The sequence below is a fragment of the Vibrio glycogenivorans genome, from assembly GCF_051660965.1.
Classification (GTDB): Bacteria; Pseudomonadota; Gammaproteobacteria; order Enterobacterales; family Vibrionaceae; genus Vibrio.
Genome location: NZ_JBPVIS010000012.1, coordinates 154590 through 173103 on the forward strand (window position 1 = coordinate 154590; position 18514 = coordinate 173103).

Sequence of the window (18514 nt, forward strand, 5' to 3'; positions counted from 1 at the left end):
AAAAATAGGGCATAACATTCTGTTATGCCCCAGTTGGTAGTATCTAAAATATGTATAAACTATTAATTTTGAGCCTTTTGCTTGTCGGCAAAGGGGCCTTGGCTTACGAGTTTACCCCGCCTTTAGAAAAAGGGGCACAAAGCCAAGACCGCTATGCTTTCGCTAACGGTGCGACACGCTTACGGCTAACCAAGAGCGACCGTCGTTGTGAAAAAGACTGTGATCGCAGCCTAGTAACACCACAAGGCAGAATTATTGCGACTGGCTTTAGCTCTGGCTCCAAAATATTCACTACGGCTTACTACAGTGATATTTCTTGGGCAATCATTCGTGAGCCGTATAAAAACTCGAAAGGCAAAAACCGCACCCGTTATGTTCGAGTGAACTCTCGTGGTTCACGAGCTAATCAAAGTGTTCGTCAGTGTCGCTATGCAACGGATGCAGAGATGACTATTACCCACAATGGTACTCTTGTGTGTGCCAATGATGATGTCGTTCACCTGCGCGCCCCTGGTTATAAACGCGATATAAAAATGCCAGAGCGTGCGTTTGCAACAGCCGTTAACAACAACCTTGCAGGCACAACCGCCATTGCATTTGTTGGTCGCGACAGCTTCAACCTCTACACCACCAATGTTCACAAGCTGTATAACCAAGAGGACAATGCTTGGGATAAGACTCTGAGTTACTTCCACCCTCGAAGTGATAGCAACAAGGTTTTGGCTGTATACCCGGAGAACCGAAGTAAAACCATTGTTGCAGCTTATGAGTACATCAATGTGCTCAACAAAGGTCTAAACCTATACTACTTCCAAGACAATCAAGAGCCCATTGCCGGTCACTTTTTCAACAGCTCAGAAATTAACATTGGTCACGAGCCTGAAATCTATGTTGCTGGCCGTGATGTGATTATTCGTGCCCAAAACACCTCCACCCGTGATCGTCAGTCGTGGAGAATTAGCCTCAATGACCTGCAACATAATATTGAAGATCAGTTTTTGCGCTATAGCCACCCTGCCAAAATTGACTTGCTGGCGGGTTACGGTTTGACTCAAACCGATTGGAGTATTAACCAACGCGTCAAAGACAACGACCGAGAGACAGTCGCTAAGACCTCTTACCGTATGAACGACGAGAACATGGAAACCTACTTCTTCCAAGGTCGTATTGGCGAGACGCAAATCGCGTTACGTCAGTTGACCAATGAAGGTAAAGAGCACAGCAACGGTAATGTGTCGAAAGGCACCAAGATGCTAACGGGTGTGATTGATTTCCATGGCTTATTTGATGGGGCAAATACCCTGCGTCTTGAGTTCGACAAACTAGAGTCAGGTGGAGAAGCTCGCTTTAGCAACAACGAGGGTGATTCCTCGCGACATATTTTCGAGACGGAATATACCAATATCTCGATGTTGATTATGGGTGAGCGTGGCGGTTACTGGGGCTTCTCGTACAGCGATTATCAGGCACCGAGTGCGGTTGGTTTTGTTAACCGTTACGGCCGTGTGGTAGGCACAGCGTTCGATGAAGACTTCGATATCCAATCTTACATGTTTAAGATTGGTTATAACGAAGCCTCATATGGCGCCCGCTATGAGACCAGCTACTCACGCTTCTACAACGATATTGGGTTAGGTCTTGGTATGTCGCGCCTATCAGTAGGCCGCGATGCTATCGCAGATGTAACGGGTGACAGAGGCAGTAAAATCAGTGGCCGTAACCGTCTTGCTATGACTGGTGAGCTCGAGATTGGCTACATCTGGCAGCGCCGTTTCCGCTCACTGCGCGCCGCGGGTTTCTCGCTCCAAGCAGGCTATCGTGCTAAAGCCGATTACCTGATCCCACCATTGGATGATATAGAAGGTGACGATAAGCGTTACCATCTAGCCTATGACCGCTCAGACATTTGGCATGGTCCATTTGTGCAGTTTAATGCGGTTTGGTAGTTGGCGTGCTGGTGTTTATTTACCCATATACCTCAATGATTAAGCAAAGTAATAGACTTATGCTCAATACCTTGAGGAAAAATAAAAAGACTCTTCGTAGAGTTTAAGTAAAAGCAAGCGGCAGTTGTGTTGTGCTTTAGTCGCCAGACATTAGGCAACCCAACCGCCGTTTTCATATCAAATAATACTTTGCTACTTTTGCATTAATTGTTACGACATTAATCGTGCCAATATCTCTATCGCTCTTTCGCACTGTAATCGGCTCACATCACGATGGGTTACTAGTCTAAAACAGTGATCGTTAAGCGGAAAAAACATCAGACCTTGTTGCTCTGCATGTTGTGCAAGCATCGATGCAGGTTGGTCGGATTTGACCATGATGATATTAGTTTCGACACTATCTAAGTCGACAGAGAAACCATCCAGCTGGTCTAGCCCTTGGGCAAGTAGGCGAGCGTTTGAGTGATCGTCGACAAGTTGCGCTTGATGATGCTCGATAGCGTACTCACAAGCGGCTGCCAATATACCAGCCTGACGCATCCCCCCTCCCATCATTCTTCGTTTTCGCCGCGCCTCACCCATGATTTTCTTTGAGCCCGCAATCACTGAGCCAACAGGAGCACCCAGCCCCTTAGAAAAGCACACCGAAACCGTATCAAAGCCTGCGGCCAACTCTGCCATGGTTGCGCCTTGCGCTAATGACGCATGCCATAATCTCGCTCCATCTAGGTGAGTGGCTATATTGTAATGCAAAGCAACATCTAAGATGTTTGCCAACTGCTCTCTTGGCCAAATCCGTCCCCCACTGACATTATGAGTGTTTTCGACCGAGATTAACCGTGTCGGGGCATAGTGGCCGCCTGGCAAGTGCAGGCTTGCCAAAAGCTGCTCGGCATCAAAACGGCCATCACCCGGCACGCCAGTCATTTGCACGCCCGATAAGAAGCCTGCCGCGCCGCACTCAAAAAAGCGATTATGCGCATTGGCCCCAACCAACACTTCATCCCCAGGGCGACAATGAAGATTTATGGCAATCTGATTGGCCATCGTGCCACTGGCGACAAACAGCGCTTGCTCCTTACCCAGTATTGCTGCCATTTTTTTCTCTAGCGCTATCACACTTGGGTCTTCACCATAAACATCATCCCCGACCGGCGCTGCGAGCATCGCTTCACGCATCGCGAGCGTCGGTAAAGTAAACGTGTCTGAGCGTAATTCGATGAGTGACATCTTATCCTTCCTTAATTTCGATTCTATCGCCAAGTGGTAGGCGGGTATAAGGTTGCAACCATTTTTGCACCTCAATGGAGTTGGCATGGGCAACGCCGAGGCACCCTCCATAAGATGGATGTTGCTTAAGCTGCGCTACTCGCTTAAGGGCTGCTTCATCCCACTCAATTTGATTGGATTGATTTAGCTCACCCACTTTGATGGTCAGATCAACTGGACAAGCAAACACCTGTTTGTTGACTATCGCAAATAGCCTCTCACCGGCAACGCATTGACCGACGCCTTGGGGAAAGTCCATCACCTCGATGCCCCATTTACCAAAGTCTTCACTGAGACTTAGCTGAACATCACTCGGGTGTTGCTGATAGATCTGGTGTAGGTTTTGATAGATGGCTTCGATATCTTGGCGCTGCAGCCGTTGCTTGGGATAACGACGTTGAACATCGGCAAATTGATTAAAGCGAATGACATCAACCTCGAGTTTAGCCGCGTAGTCAAAATAGCCTTTGAGCTTATCGAAATGCTTATTATCTTGGCTGATGGTGAAGGTTAACACGATACGGAACTTAGCCTGATTCGCGGTTTCAAATTGACGAATATTTCTGATCGCTTGTTCTACGATCCTCGGTTGGGTCAAACCGCGAAACTTTCGCTCGTGTTGCTCCGTACCATGGCTAGTCATGACTATCGTATCAATACCATTTGATACGCATTTTTTGAGTAAATCCGGATGATTATCTTTTAGTAATGGCCTTCCACTACTCCAGGCAGCACTACCCATATACCAGCCATTATCACCATCAAATAGGACCGAATCTAGGTATTTGCCGTCCTCGGCAAAGGTGTCAGTCACCAAAGGCACGACTTTATAGCCTTGCTCTCTGAGTGCCTGGATATTTGCAGCGGCCACTTCCGGCGGTTCGCTGTAGTTCTCCATTCCGGGCCGATTAAGAAAACAAAACTCACACATTGCCATGCAGGTTTTTTTACCGACTCGCGTATCGAGAATATACTGAACCTCGGTTTCATCGGTGCTGATATGGTCATCAAACAAGATTGGCTTTTTGCTTGGCATTAGTTGATTATCCTGGTTAACAGTGAGAGCAGTGCCGTCAGATCATCCTCATTGTTATAGATATGAGGAGACAGGCGGATCCAACCATGCCAGTAAGACGCATGAACTCTCGCTTGGGTTAAGGTGTCAAACAGTGCTGTATTATTCTGTCTGGTATGACGGAAGCTGACGATACCACTGCCACCATCCGGATAGGTTTCCAATTGTTCGATCTTTGAGAGTTGCGATAACAACGATTGGCTCAGGTGACGAATGTGCTGGTATCTTTGTGTGCAAGATAGGCTTTGTAGCAGTTTCAAGCTGGCTAGCCAGCTCGAAAGCCCTGTGATATCAAGCGAGCTACACTCAAACCGCCTTGCGCCTTGTGCCCAGGCGCAAGGCCACTGTGGCGTTTCTCTTTCACTAAGTGCCACACTGGCGACCCCCACAGAAGAAGGCGTCAGTTGTTCGACAAAATCAGATTCACAATAGAGCAGCCCATGGCCAACTGGGCCTAATAGCCATTTCCAGGCTGACGCGGCCAATGCACTAATCCCATATAGATTGGGGTCAATGGGGATAGCACCAAGGCTCTGAGCGGCATCGACAATAAACGCAGCTTGATGACGATGACACAGCTCGCCGAAACCCGCTAGATCCACGGTAAAGCCAGTGGCGTAGCCAACATGACTGACCGCGAGCAGCCGTGTACGTGACGTAAATAATGGCCTTACCTGCTGCGGGCTAAACTTGCCATTATCGACCGGAAAGCGGATGACTCTCACTCCTTTTCTTTGCAGCGCGAGCCATGGGTACTGGTTGGCGGGAAACTCGTTATCAGGCAACAAGATCTCATCACCAGGCCGCCATTGTAAGCCAAGCGCAATCTGATTCAGTCCTTGAGTGGTGTTAGCCGTCAAAGCAATATTGTCGCTCGATACACTCAGCAACTTGGCCAGTTGCGTTCGACACCCTTCCTCGACTTGTATCGCATGACTCTTAATCCCGAACTTGCCCTGCTTCATACGACTGTTTAACACGGCACTAGCGGCTCTCTTAGAGGCGATGGACAGAGGGCTAACCCCGGCACTATCGAGATAAATATCCGTGTCAACGATTGGAAACTGATGGCGTACTTGAGTAAGAGTCGGTTCAGTATTGGGCAACTGCACTACTACCTCCGAGTTGATACTAACGTGTTAAAGCGATTAGAGCGGACCCGCCTACTCTTTGACAAAGTCCGCATCTAAAAGCCCTTCACTTAGGACTGAGTTTCGGGCTGTTTTTTATCTAAGGCATTAAATTTAAGCCTTGCTGATAACCAACTCAGGGACATTACCCTCTAGGCTATCTTTGCTAGAGAAGAACAAGTCGCCTTGCCCATCACCCATACTGGTCTGACGGAGCACGAGTGTGACTTCGCCACTTTGGTTAGCAATGAGATCACTGACATCAAAATTGACCCACGTTCCTACCTCTTCTTGATAGATATCACGTGAAGCTCCCCAACTCACTGTCTCTGGTTTGGTGTTGAACGTTAAAGACTCTTCCGACCAATTACTCTCTGCAAGCCCCACTTTGACTGTCGTTTTAGTTGAGGCAAGGGCTGAATGTACTCCGCTCAAATAGAGTTTTAATGTGGCGGAATCAGAAAGTGCCGTACTGCCAAGATTGAACTTGACATACGCGATGCGAAGAAAGGAGTTATTACTGCCCCACTTAGACTTCCCTTTCAAATAGAGAAGATGTGTATTATTGACCTCATTGGCCCCGTTTCCGCCTCTTACAAATCCATCCTCGATCGCTTTCAGGAAGAGGGTGCCGCTACCGATAAAGCCAAGATTGGTCGGGAACTGAGCATAGGCGTTGGGGAACACATCGATCAAAGTACTATCATCAACCCCAAGCCATGAGGCTAACGTCATCGCATAGGATTCATGAGAAATCATCCCTTTGAGCCCCGTCCCTGACTGAAGCATATTCTCAAATTGACCATACACCTTGCCACCGTTGACCGCGCCTCCCAAAACTAACTGATGTCCGCCATGGCCGTGATCGGTGCCTGCTCTTGTGTTGGCATGCGTGGTACGCCCAAAGTCAGACATGGTAAATGTAGTCACGCTGTCAGATAAACCGCTTTGTTCAAGTGCCTGACTAAACTGATACAGAGCCGTATCCAATACGCTGTATAGGCTATTGTGACGATTAAGCTGGTTACTGTGCGTATCATAGCCCCCTTGTTTAACTAGGAATATATGACCGCCGACAACGCCTGAATTTGCACTGGCATCGATGATTCTCTTCACCGCGGATAGCTGTCTACTCAGTGAGCTTGTTCGCTCAATCAATGGGTCAAAGCCGATGTCTTTGATGGTTTTTGTATACTGCTCATACGCATCAAAAAACACACCAAACTCTTGCGCATATTGCGCCATAAATGGACAGTCGTTATCTCTTTGTTGGTAAATATGCAGCTTGTACAGCGACTCCCCTTGGCTACTTGCGTTAAAAAACTGCATCAGGTTGAAGCTGGCGTCATCGTTCATCTGTTGATCACTGACAGAACGGCCTTTTAATAGCGTGTTGCTCGATGATGAGAGAAGCTCAGGAAAAAACGAACCTGTACTGAGACTATCCATAATTTGCCCCCCCCAACCAAACTCACTAAGCGATTGGCTAGCGGTATAACTCGACTGCCACGCGGCTCTCATCGCGTTATGCCGACGGGTGCCTGGTGGCGTTTTGTTTACTCCAAGCATGGGGGCAACTCCTAAGACAGAGGTTGCTTTACCCTGTAGCATCAACTCATGAACGCCCACCATTTTAGGGTGTAAGCCAACAGCAACCCCATTATCGTCCTGACAACCAGTATCCAACAGTTCAGACTGTGAGAATGCAATGGCCGGTCTTTTACTCTTATAAGCGTCATGATACTCACCGGATAGGGGCACAACCATATTGGCGGAATCATTACCACCGGTTAGCTCAATACACACAATCGCGCGATATCCATCATTACCAAAAGCGAGCGCAGTCCTTGGAATTGAAAGAGCAAAAGGAAGTGACGATGTTGCTGATAAGGCAGCTGAACTTTGTAAAAATTTGCGTCTAGAAAGCTTCATATTACTCATCCTTGTACGTTAAACTCTGGAGACATGGCAACCAACCAGATGATTTTCCAGCAATTATCTCGATTGAATCCATAGCTGCTCATCGCCTCATTCACATAATCATATGTCTCTGAACGCATACTACCGTTGTAGAACGTATCATTGATTTCGGCGAGGAAAAGGTCGGCCTGTTCAGGTTCATACAAATCGATGAAGGGAGTAATATCCAGATACAAATACTTATCGGATTTACTCGCTGTATCTCCGTCCCTGACCGCATTTTTGATTTTATCGTTGAGTAGATTTCCGTATTGGGTCAGATCGTTACCGGACATAATTTCAAACTCAGGTGCAATCAACCCTTGGTCGTTGATGGCTCCCAAAGGCGCGTAATCTGGGTCATAGAAGTTAAACACCGTTGGGGCCATTAACGCCCCCTGCTTAGTGGGCCTATTGGGTGAATACTGGTCTAGGTAGCCAAAGCCAATCCCGGTATCTCGGTGATGCGGATAATTAGCACCCATCTTCGCATTCAGGGCCCGACATAATGAGGAGAACGCGATGATCGGCTCTTTTGCTTTTCTCGTGGTCACTTCCTCACTTAAGCATTCAGAATCGGTAAGAATCGCTTCGACAACCTGCTCTAAGTCACCCAAAGAGTTTTGGAATACCGAGGCAACGCGCCCAACATACGCTCGGCTAGGGTTCGAGGTCACTAGATGCTTAATCAGATGCTTGCTGACCAAAACCGCCGTTTCAGTCTGCTCAATCAAGCGCTCGACCACAAACTCCATCTCTTCCTCAGCCGTGACACCCGCAGCCAGTGTATGACCTAGCCACAGCTTTTCATTCTGATCATGGTCGTTCTCATCCACCACCATGTCGTTAATTAACGTGGAGTCTTTAACTTTCCAACCAGTAAATACCCGCGCCAAAGCCTCGATATCTTCTTGGCTGTGTGAGGTGATCAGCCCGCCATTCTCATCGCGGATAAAGTTACCTTCAATATCAACTTGCCAGTCACCCAAAGTAAATAACTGCATCAGTTCACGAGCATAATTCTGATCAGGAATACTTGTCTCACTGGGCGGTATATTGCCATCGATGGTCAAAAACACGCCCATAGGAGAAGAGCGGCTGACTTCTTTGAGCAGATCTGCGTAACTGCCAAAAGCATTACGCACCAAGATGTCATAGTACTTAGCCAAACCAGCAGCTTGGTTTTTGTCGGCTAACCCTGGGTCTCTTTGCGACACAACCACCAGTTGACTGAGGGCAAACGCGACCCTTTGACGCAACTGATCTTCGGATTTAAGCGCAATATCCCACCAAGCATTAATCCGATAATTCCAGTGCTCCTGTTTAGAACCGTTAACACTTGCCCGATACTCTTGAATAAACCGATATCGTTCATAGTGAAGAGAGGGTTCGTGACTAAATTGCCCGTCAAGCCAAGAATTTATACCTATATCTTTAATGGTATCTATTTCTTCTTTTCTTGGGCCAAAAGTAGCTCTCTCAAGAAACCTTGATGCATCTTTATGAGTCATACTCATTACACTACTCTCCTTTTACAATGTTTTTAGGTAAAGGAATATATGATGACGGCGGACCTAATTCTTATTTATTAGACTCCTCATTTCATGGGAATGGACTATTAGTATACCAAACACAGATATATTTATATTTACATCACTCGCAGTTATTCAATACTTTAGAAACAAATGAATCAGTATAATACAGCACGTTATCCTGTAATTATACCTAACCCATGTTAAATACCATATTTCATTCGATATATGACTGGAATTCAAATAAAACCTCTATTTAATAAATATGTTAACTTATTTTCATTACCATTATTTATTGGTACCCATCACAGGCATATGGGGAAAACTGTTGCGGAAGTTGAACTATCACGCAAGCGCACAGTTTTATTGATTAACCCCTTGGCTTTAGGTAAATATCTTTGAAACAAAATCACATCACGAATAATAACAGCGTACTTTCAACACATACTGGCATATTAAACCACACAAAATAACTCGTTAATATACTCCTACGTGATGATAAGTTTAGATAGCTGGCTGCAATTTAGTTGATACATGTATTACTTTCGCGCTCTTTGGTTGTGCTTTTATCACTAACCAGAGAGCCACTGGTCGATTCAGATAAAAGTATAAACGCAACAGCAAATATCGGCATATGCCCCAACACCTCAGCTGGCCCAGACACAATGGTGGTTGTCACAAAGATAACCGCCAATAGTGACATCACACAGCGTGTCGCAAAGCCAAGCATCAACATCACGCCGAGAAGCGTTTCGCTAACGCCTACAAACCAAACAAAGTGGATATGACTAAACTCACTCCACCCCAACAACTGCACAAAGTTGTAGTGCGGATAGGCCTCAACAAAGGCAAGTGAAAGACCCGGTAACATCATCTTGTTATGAATTCCTAGGATAAACAGCTGCAATCCCAACAAGAAACGTAGCTGTTTCACTGCAAATGCCCGTCCACCTACACGTCTAGTGACACTACCAAAGACACCTTGATCCATAGAATTCAACTGTGGCCCAATGACGACTAACGCGGTTCCAATCGCCAGTAACTCTGGAAAATAGTCGATTGCGACCGAAAAAGGCTGAAGGAGAAACAGGCTGAAAGCCAGCAAGACTATGATTAGCCCGCCGACGCTGACCGATACAGCCATCAAAGCCACCACACTCACTTGCAACACGACGCCTATCCACTCTTGCCCGGTTAACAGTTGAAGGTTTGGGGCGACGAACTCACCCAAAATAAGGTTGAGGATAAAAAACAGCGCCATCACGAACGTTAAAAAACGCCAAAGTATAAAAGAGTCCTGAAGGATAGGTTTGGCGGTAAAACCTCCTAGCAAGCCCACTTTAGTAACGAATTGGATAATAAAGCAGAAACTGAGCACAAAAAGTAAGATACCAAGGGCCAAGCTGTCTTGGGGAAGGCTGACAGACTCAACCTCGGCAGCGTCAATAAACCACCGAACATGAGCCCAGGATTGACAGGAAAATAATGCGATGAATAGTATGATGACCTTTCTCATTGGTTATTCCTCCCTATGTGGAATACGAGAAACGGCAGAAGGGCGAATTCCCCCCTCTAGTGCCGATAGAAAATCGACCAATTGCTGTCTTTGGTAAGGAAGTAGGTAAAGTGGCTCGAGCTCGGTATGAGTCAAACCATTTCTTGGTGCCCGGTTGTAGTAGTCCACAACAGCATGCAGATCACTGAGACTGCCTTGATGCATATATGGCGCTGTCAATGTGATATTGCGTAGCGAGGGGACTTTGAAAGCGTGCCTTAGCTCTGGCCCTTCGGTTTTAAGGTAACGTACTTCATCGCACTCTTGATCTTGACTATCAGAATACTCACTCAGGCACCCAAACTCAGCATCAGTGATCGACGAAACGACCTTGATGCGCCCTTGATCGTGCAGACTTTCCGGCGAGGCGGTGACAGTAAAATCACCATTGGAGAGCATGGGGCCATTATGACAGCGGATACACTGACCTTTTTCGCTAATAAAGATCCTTAACCCTGCCTCTTCACTTGGCGTGAGCCAATCATCGGCTAAAGCAAAGTCTTGCTGCTCGATGGCAGAAATATAACCATCGAGACGCGCTTCTCCTGGAAGTAGCTGAGCTTCATAGGCCGCAATCGCTTTACCAACTTTGGCAAACAGTCTATTGACCGTATTTCGCTCAGATGGCAACAAGCTATGCCACTGCTGTAGCGATCCCTCACCAAGTGGCTGACTCTTATGCTCCTGTCTGATTTGGCTAAATTGATTGATTTCTTCCACCTCACCAAAGGCCAGAGTAAACTCGGTCAAAAAGTGTTGTAAAACCAACTCAACAACTTCAAAGCGACTGAGTCCATGCTCCGCCGGATCTTCAAATGGGACTAACGCCTGCGACCATAAACTGTCGGCCTTTCCATCCCACAGCTGCCATGGTGAAGTCACGGCCCCGACTACCGTTGGGGTGTTCCTTTGGCCATCTTTGACATTACCGGAGGTAAAGTATCGGCTCGGATCATGACAACTGGCACATGCGGTTTTGCCATCATGGCTCAAGGTTGGGCTGAAGAATAACGCCTCGCCTAAATCAATTGCTTCTATGCTCCCAATATAGCGGTTACCGGGATCAGAGATTGGGTCGAGATTAGACAAGTGCATTGATTGGAGAATATCGAGCTCGGTTTGCGACCACCTATGTCTAGCACCGCCACCGCCCTCCGCTTGCCAGCAGGACGAGAGCAATACAACGGTAGTCAATAGGGCCGATGTTCGACACAAGCGGCTACAACACAAAGGTGAATTTGAATTCATGGTTGTTCCCTACTGTATCCGTGCACGAAATCAACACCTCCCACTCACCTGGCATCTGAAACTTGAGGCCCTCCACCCAAATCACCCCGGGTTTTTCCGTTGCTCTCGCTACTGGGCGTGTCGGCAAACCATGCCGATGGGCCGGCATATCACCTGTCACCGAATTGGGAGAGCATGGCACCAGTTGGTTGTTTTGATCTTTGATTTCCAGTTTCCACGTATGGATCTTTGCAAGCGGTATTTTAGAGCTATCGAATGACACCTCGGACTTCCAGCCGAGAGAATCGATAGCCACCAACCCAAATGCCGGCGTACTAAAAAGGGAAAAGATGCTGACCAAAACCACAATAGTGTCCAGTCGCCTTGCCATGGTTTCGCCCCCTCTATATGCATTGGGTTTTATATTAGGCGAGATGGGCAGCCATGCTAAATTTGTGGGTAATAATGTGATCGAACTTCAAATATTGGTTATGTTGCCGTACAGCATAAAGTAAATAACTGTATTTAGTGGGGAAAAATAGTGAAGCTGCTCATACACACTCTCGCAGCGTTGAGACATAACCTTGCTCATGAATTGAGCCGATGAATCTTATCTATTCATTTTCTCTGTGCTTTTTATCTATGCATCTAGTTTAATTATTGATGCCCTGTATGTCGTTCTATAAAAATTAGGCCAAAAGGCTTAATTTAGAACTAGAATCACAAGTTGGATCAAGGATGTTATCTCTTCACACTAATCATTTATCGCTGATCGTACAAAACTCGATGCACCAGAGCACCGGTGGGATGAGCCAAGCCATGCAGCGACTATCAACTGGCCTGCGCGTCAACTCTGCCGCTGACGATGCTGCCGGATTACAAATTGCCACTCGCCTACAGTCACAAGTCAATGGCTTAAGTGTTGCGTCACGCAATACACAGGATGCGATTTCTCTTTTGCAGACTGCAGAGGGCGCCCTGGATGAAATGACCAATATTGGTCAACGAATGCGCGACCTCGCTCTACTTGCCGCCAACGGAACCAACTCTGAGTCAGAGACCAAGGCTATGCAGTCCGAATGGGACGCTCTTTGTTATGAGCTTAAAAACATAATGGACAACACCCAGTATGGTTCAGGCAGTAGCGTGTTTGGTGAATACGACCACAACGCAAGAGAGTTGGTCGACGACTCTGGAATATTCTCACAGGCTACTTATTTTCAAATTGGTGCCACTAGCAACGAGCAAATGGAAGTTGATTTGGTCGACAAAATCGACAGTATATTTTCTACCATAGGCCGCTGGGACTGGCCTGACGATGACGACATCGTTTGGATTAAAAGTGGACTGTTTGGTTACTCCCTTACCTTGGATGCGAGCTCAGCGGTTTATGGTATCGACCGACTATTAGATCAGGTTGGCGAGCTTCGCTCTGAGTTAGGGGCCAAGATCAATCGTCTAGAGCACACCACACTCAATCTGGCCAACATGTCGGAAAATACGACTATGGCAAAGGGTAGAATACTCGATACTTACTACGCAGTGGAGTCTTCTGAAATGATGAAAAATCAATTGCTAACACAAGCTTCAATGTCAATGCTGACTCAATCGAATGCGATGTCAAATTTGGTGATGAATTTTCTTAGCTAATTGAATAGTTAGCCCATTTAGCGCTCAGCTGAGTGGGCTGTAAACTCATCGTTGGCGAGCCTCCAATATGGCAAAAAGATTGTCTCTATCAGTAATACCACCCCGATTTCTTACACAGAACAGAAATAAAAGTGTCATCTTTGAGCTATATTCTCGGCGATTATTTGCTTATGACACCCTACAATGAAACGTTTATTTATTACCCTAGGCCTGATTACTTGTTCAATGCAGGCTCACTCCCAAGAAGACATAGTTTATATATCCCCTGAAAAAATGATGTATGACCTAAATGAAGAGGCAACCTGCATCGCTGCTGCGAGTTATTTAAAAGTTGAAAGAGAACAAGTGCATCGCGCCAACTACACATCACTGGTTGCCGAGTATCAAGTGCCAAACGAGGTCAGAGACAACATCCTTGAGTTGGCCAATCAGCAATATATGCACTTCATCAATCGAGCTATCAAGCGCTACCAAGAAGACATGTTGCCCTCAATGCTTCTGTCTGCCTATACGCACCGATGCGAATTTATGAATGGGTTCGAGGCGCGCAGTCAGTTTGATGCTGCGCCACCAGAAATCTAAAACTCAATAATAGTAGTAGAAAAGCCCTAGATAAAATCTAGGGCTTTTTAGTTGAACACCCGAACTCAATTTTTAATGAGAAAACATGTAAAACCACTACTTAGGCTTGATTAAAATACAACCACTAGAATATTTAAAACTAAAGTTACCTTAAGCATAACTATTTGTATTTGTCATGTAACTGAAACATACGAACGTAGATCAGGGTCACACTCTACTCTTTTATGACATTTTAGGTTTAATACTTCCCGACTATGGCAATAAATCTTTAATATTCCCCACCTATTCTCCGACGCCAGCAGTTTTACTCTCATAAAGGTCAATATACATCCAAACATGACCTACAGAAAATTAATCATCTTTCGGATTTTTCAATGAAAAGCAGTACTTTTAAAACTTCACTTATTGCGTTGAGCATTACCGCAGTATTAGCCGGTTGTAACAGCTCAGATGGCAACGACAATGTCTCTTCAGAGCTTCCACAACCTGCCCCAGAGGGCCAACTAAAAGTTGGTCTTCTGCCAGATACTCAAGGTGGCGGCTGGAACGTAGCGATCCACCCAATGGAAGCTGTGCTGGCGAAGCAAAAACAAGAAGGCGTTAACGTTGTGATCCCTGTTGGTGACTTGACCGACAATGGCTCAACGCATGAGTGGGAACAGTGGGTTGGTGTGGCTGAGAAATACCGCGATGCTGGCATTGAGTTCCTGCCAGTGATGGGTAACCATGAAACTAGTTGGGCCTACACGGTAGAGTGGATTGAGAACATGCGCCACTTCATCCCAGAAGACGCGATTCATATGCCGTCAGCTGAGTGGCTAAACTACTACATCATCCGTGAAAACGTCTTGATGATTGGCCTTGCCTACTACAACCTGCCTATCGCCTTTGGTTGGATCCAAGAAATCCTTGCCAATGAAGAAGGCAACTTCGATCACGTTGTTATCGCCAGCCACGATGGTCTCGTTGGCGCGAAGTATGGTGAAACTCGCGAGCAAATCGTTGAAGGTAAAAAAGATGACAACCGTTTGTTCGATATCCACAAGGAGATCCGTGAAACGTTCGCTGAACACGATGTAATTTGGGTACAAGGCCACGAGCATATGTATCAACGCTCACAGATCCATGCGCGTGTGCTTGGCTCAAACGATCCCGGCGGCCGTGCGTCGACTGAGACTATGGCTTCGACACCAAGTGGCGGCAATTACCGCATGCCATCATACACACAGATCGTCAGTGGTAACGCCTCTTACAAGGGCTACGAGTACCGCTACGGCGAGCGTGAGCTGATCCAAGATGTCATCCAACATAAAATGGCCAGCATGAGTGAAGGCTCGACGCACTATGATGCGAACGCACCAATCCTAACCTTCAATGACCAACGTGTGGATTACCATTCTTGGGCCGCTCCACACACCATCAAACAAAATGAAGATGGCATGAAGGAGCTGGAGAATCCGGATTGGGTTATGATCGATACCTTCAGCCGCACACTAAACCGCTGTGAGTCTCTGATCTACCCTAACTCGATTCCTGAGGATCAACGCCCGATTCTAAATCACATTACGCAATACAAAACCGCAGAATGTGTGGGCGATGACGGCTCTGCCGCGCAACTGGTTGGTGGTACCAACAATACGTTTAACCGCGTAGATACAACGCAGCGTACATTGAGCTTCCATGAAGGCTTCAAGCGCGCTGAATCAATGAATGATCTAACGCGCCTAACATACCAGTTCCTGTTCACTCAACACCAAGGATGGGATGTGAACCTCAATGGTAACAACCGTATCATCAATGGCGAGAATGACTTCGATGACACTGGTGCGCGCAAGGGTAATGTTATCGTACCGGCAACCACCATCGACATGAAAAAGCATGTCACCTTGAGCTGGGAACCTCGCAGCAACGAGACCGTATCCGATATCCTAATTGTCAACGGTATGCAGGTTCATGGTGGTACGTATCAGAACTCACATGGCGCAGTCAAAGACATCACCACCGACTACGGCAATGAGGGCTCTCAACCTGACGGCACAGCAAAAGGGCCGCACACACTGCTACCAGCCACCGCCACTCAAGATTGGGATGTAGAAGCGATCGTCGGCGACCAATATGGTATTCAGTTTACTGCCAATGACACGGTTAATGCCAAGAACGTGACCCTTGGCCAGCTGGTTAATCACGCATGGGTTCCTGTGGCGCCAGAAAGCTGTTTGTTGGATATGCCTTGGAATGAGGACTTTGCAAACGGTGTAACACCGGATCGTGAAGCGGGTTGTGAAGACTTCCCAGTTGTTGGCTATGACTCCAACTATGAAAATCGTTGGTGGATGGTTGCAGATCGTGACGTAGAGATTGCTCTGATCCGCAAATAATCGACCACTGCGCAGTTTATCTGCCCGAAAGCAAAACCCCGAAGTTTATCTTCGGGGTTTTTTGTTATCTGGTGTTTGAGAGAGTCTCTAAGAAGCTTTGATAAAAGCACTCCCGTGCTCGTCTATACTTGCCGCACGCCACTAAACAGGTCAATCGATTATTAAGAGGCATGACCCATGACGTTACCATCGACAATGAAAGCCATCGGCTTTACACAATCACTCGATATCGAGCAACAAGAAAGTCTAATCGAGTTTCAGGCCGCGCTACCATCGACAAAATACGCAGACTTATTAGTCAAAGTGAGTGCAACATCTATCAACCCGGCGGATGCTAAAATCCGTATCCGCAGCGCAAAAGACAAACCCCATACCCAACCTAAAATACTGGGTTATGACGCCGTTGGTGAGGTGGTTGCGATAGGAGCTGAGGTTAAGGGCTTTGCCGTGGGTGATCGTGTGTATTACGCCGGTGATGTCAGTCGACCGGGCGCTAATGCCGAATACCAAGCGGTAGACCACCGGATTGTTGCGCATGCCCCTAAGAGCTTGTCTGACGAAGCCGCGGCTGTAATGCCCTTGGCAACCCTAACGGCTTGGGAGGCTATTTTCGATCGCCTCAGGGTACGTCCTGAAGAGCACAAATCGATTTTGATTATTGGCGGCGCAGGCGGCGTCGGCTCAATCGCGATCCAACTGGCGAAACAGCTCACTAACTTAACCGTTATTGCCACCGCTTCAAGACCTGAAACGGAGCAATGGGTGCGGGATATGGGCGCCGATGTTGTGGTCAATCACCGCAATCTCATTGAATCGGTAAGAACCCAGGGGATACACCATGTCGACTACATCTTTAATGTCGCTGATACAAAAGGCCACTGGGCTTCAATGGTCGAATTGATCGCCCCGCAAGGAATGATCAGCTCGATTGTCGAGTTTGATGACGGTATTGATTTGTCCGCACTGCAAGGGAAATCGGCGGGCTTTATTTGGGAGTTGATGTTTACCCGCTCTCTATTTCAAACCGAGGATATTCAAAGACAGCAAGATATCTTGTTCCAAGCTGCCAACCTGATTGACTGTGGCCGGATCAAATCAACCTTAACCACGACCCTGCATGATTTTAGCCTCAGCACCTTGAAGGACGCGCATCGCTTGATTGAGAGCAGCGCTTCGATTGGTAAAACGGCAATTAAGTACTAGGCATTGAGAGGAAGGTAAAATGAAGCTGTATATTTACGAGCATTGCCCTTTTTGCTGAGCCGACAGTCAGCTAGACACCTGAGTTGGAACGCTGGATGGAAGAGAATAAAAATGAGCTTGGGGCGAGCTTGTTGAAGCCTTGAAGTCATTTCATGTGTAGGCCTACTGTGTTGCATTAAATGCTATCTCAACACACAGTAGGCCAACCCCCTAAGCCGCTTTTTACTCAACTTCCTTTGACTTAATAACTTGCTCAGTGATGCCTCTGCGATTTTTGGTAGAGGCCTCGCTTGTTGACGTTAAAGGCAGATATCGTGTGTGGGTAAGTTGTCTAGGCGATGATATTTTACAAATTCGGCGCTCTTTCCAGCACCTATCCTAGCTCGAAAGCCGGACTCACCCTTGATAGCAAACGCCGACTCACGCTGCCACGCATCGATAATTGCTTGCTCGTAACACTGCACATCTTCATTCCAAGTTAAAGCGTAGGTTTCTGGAGCTGCAATCACAAGATAGTCAGATTGGAAAGTTCCACTGAGTCTCGTGTAGACACCGTTAAGTGGATGAACCTCGTTACATTCAGGATACATATATTCTGGATGAACGTTAGTCTTAGAAAACTCCGCCAATGCTGGGTAACCATCTGCGTTGATATACCGAATTTCAACTTGGTCTTGGTCTAAATCACCGGATATCACATACCAATGTTCGGTCTGTGAGACAAAAGAGCAGTATTGCCCGACTGAGTTTGCTTGGTAAACGGTGAGTATATCTTCTTCTACGTTAGCGTAGATATTGCCTTCAGCGCGCCAAAAGACCGTCGGCTCATTTGGTGGCAACTCATTAGAATTTTGATTACACCCAAATAATCCCCCTATCAGAAAGGTAATGGTAAGACCCCAGAACTCTATACACTCTCAAGCTCCTGAAAATACTGTCTTTCATAGTCATTTGGTGACAGTCCACCATTAGTACCATGATTTCGTCTGGGATTGTAGAAACACTCGA

General features: G+C 46.8%; 14 protein-coding genes. 5 read left to right on the forward strand and 9 right to left on the reverse strand.

Features of this window, described 5'->3' with window-relative positions:
• Positions 1-50: 50 nt before the first annotated feature.
• Positions 51-1946 (forward strand): hypothetical protein, encoded by a 1896-nt coding sequence (locus ACSTTG_RS19905; RefSeq protein WP_438475961.1) that lies wholly within the window; start codon positions 51-53, stop codon positions 1944-1946.
• Positions 1947-2156: 210 nt separating this feature from the next.
• On the opposite strand, the gene ACSTTG_RS19910 is transcribed toward ACSTTG_RS19905, so the two are convergent.
• The 8 genes from ACSTTG_RS19910 to ACSTTG_RS19945 form a co-directional block, all read right to left on the reverse strand.
• Entirely contained in the window at positions 2157-3176 is a 1020-nt protein-coding gene (locus tag ACSTTG_RS19910; protein WP_438475963.1) for a threonine aldolase family protein, read from the reverse strand.
• A gap of 1 nt (position 3177) precedes the next feature.
• The gene (locus ACSTTG_RS19915; protein WP_438475964.1) at positions 3178-4251 is read right to left on the reverse strand and encodes a hypothetical protein; all 1074 of its coding nucleotides are present in this window, start codon (positions 4249-4251) and stop codon (positions 3178-3180) included.
• Entirely contained in the window at positions 4251-5402 is a 1152-nt protein-coding gene (locus ACSTTG_RS19920) for an aminotransferase class V-fold PLP-dependent enzyme (RefSeq protein ID WP_438475965.1), read from the reverse strand. Before ACSTTG_RS19920 ends, ACSTTG_RS19915 begins: the two co-directional genes overlap by 1 nt.
• 132 nt (positions 5403-5534) lie before the next feature.
• A complete protein-coding gene (locus ACSTTG_RS19925; RefSeq protein ID WP_438475967.1) occupies positions 5535-7352 on the reverse strand; it encodes a DUF1501 domain-containing protein in 1818 nt (605 codons plus the stop codon).
• Between the two features lie 5 nt (positions 7353-7357).
• The gene (locus tag ACSTTG_RS19930; RefSeq protein WP_438475968.1) at positions 7358-8896 is read right to left on the reverse strand and encodes a DUF1800 domain-containing protein; all 1539 of its coding nucleotides are present in this window, start codon (positions 8894-8896) and stop codon (positions 7358-7360) included.
• Between the two features lie 538 nt (positions 8897-9434).
• Positions 9435-10427: a hypothetical protein gene (locus ACSTTG_RS19935; RefSeq protein WP_438475969.1), complete on the reverse strand. Its 993-nt coding sequence runs from the start codon at positions 10425-10427 to the stop codon at positions 9435-9437.
• 3 nt (positions 10428-10430) lie between these two features.
• The gene (locus tag ACSTTG_RS19940) at positions 10431-11714 is read right to left on the reverse strand and encodes a cytochrome-c peroxidase (RefSeq protein ID WP_438475971.1); all 1284 of its coding nucleotides are present in this window, start codon (positions 11712-11714) and stop codon (positions 10431-10433) included.
• Entirely contained in the window at positions 11686-12084 is a 399-nt protein-coding gene (locus tag ACSTTG_RS19945) for a FixH family protein (RefSeq protein ID WP_438475972.1), read from the reverse strand. The genes ACSTTG_RS19940 and ACSTTG_RS19945 overlap by 29 nt, the downstream gene beginning before the upstream one ends.
• 347 nt (positions 12085-12431) lie before the next feature.
• Here ACSTTG_RS19945 and ACSTTG_RS19950 point away from each other — a divergent pair, with 347 nt between their 5' ends.
• The 4 genes from ACSTTG_RS19950 (at position 12432) to ACSTTG_RS19965 (ending at position 17506) form a co-directional block, all read left to right on the forward strand.
• Positions 12432-13343: a flagellin N-terminal helical domain-containing protein gene (locus tag ACSTTG_RS19950; protein WP_438475974.1), complete on the forward strand. Its 912-nt coding sequence runs from the start codon at positions 12432-12434 to the stop codon at positions 13341-13343.
• Between the two features lie 183 nt (positions 13344-13526).
• Complete coding sequence (locus ACSTTG_RS19955; RefSeq protein ID WP_438475975.1) at positions 13527-13925, forward strand: hypothetical protein; 399 nt, start codon at positions 13527-13529, stop codon at positions 13923-13925.
• A 374-nt stretch (positions 13926-14299) separates the two neighbouring features.
• A complete protein-coding gene (locus ACSTTG_RS19960) occupies positions 14300-16303 on the forward strand; it encodes a metallophosphoesterase family protein (protein ID WP_438475976.1) in 2004 nt (667 codons plus the stop codon).
• 177 nt (positions 16304-16480) lie between these two features.
• On the forward strand, positions 16481-17506 hold the full coding sequence (locus ACSTTG_RS19965; protein ID WP_438475977.1) for a zinc-binding alcohol dehydrogenase family protein: 1026 nt from the start codon (positions 16481-16483) through the stop codon (positions 17504-17506).
• Between the two features lie 299 nt (positions 17507-17805).
• Here the strand turns inward: ACSTTG_RS19965 and ACSTTG_RS19970 are convergent, their stop codons facing one another.
• Complete coding sequence (locus ACSTTG_RS19970; protein ID WP_438475979.1) at positions 17806-18345, reverse strand: hypothetical protein; 540 nt, start codon at positions 18343-18345, stop codon at positions 17806-17808.
• Between the last annotated feature and the right edge of the window lie 169 nt (positions 18346-18514).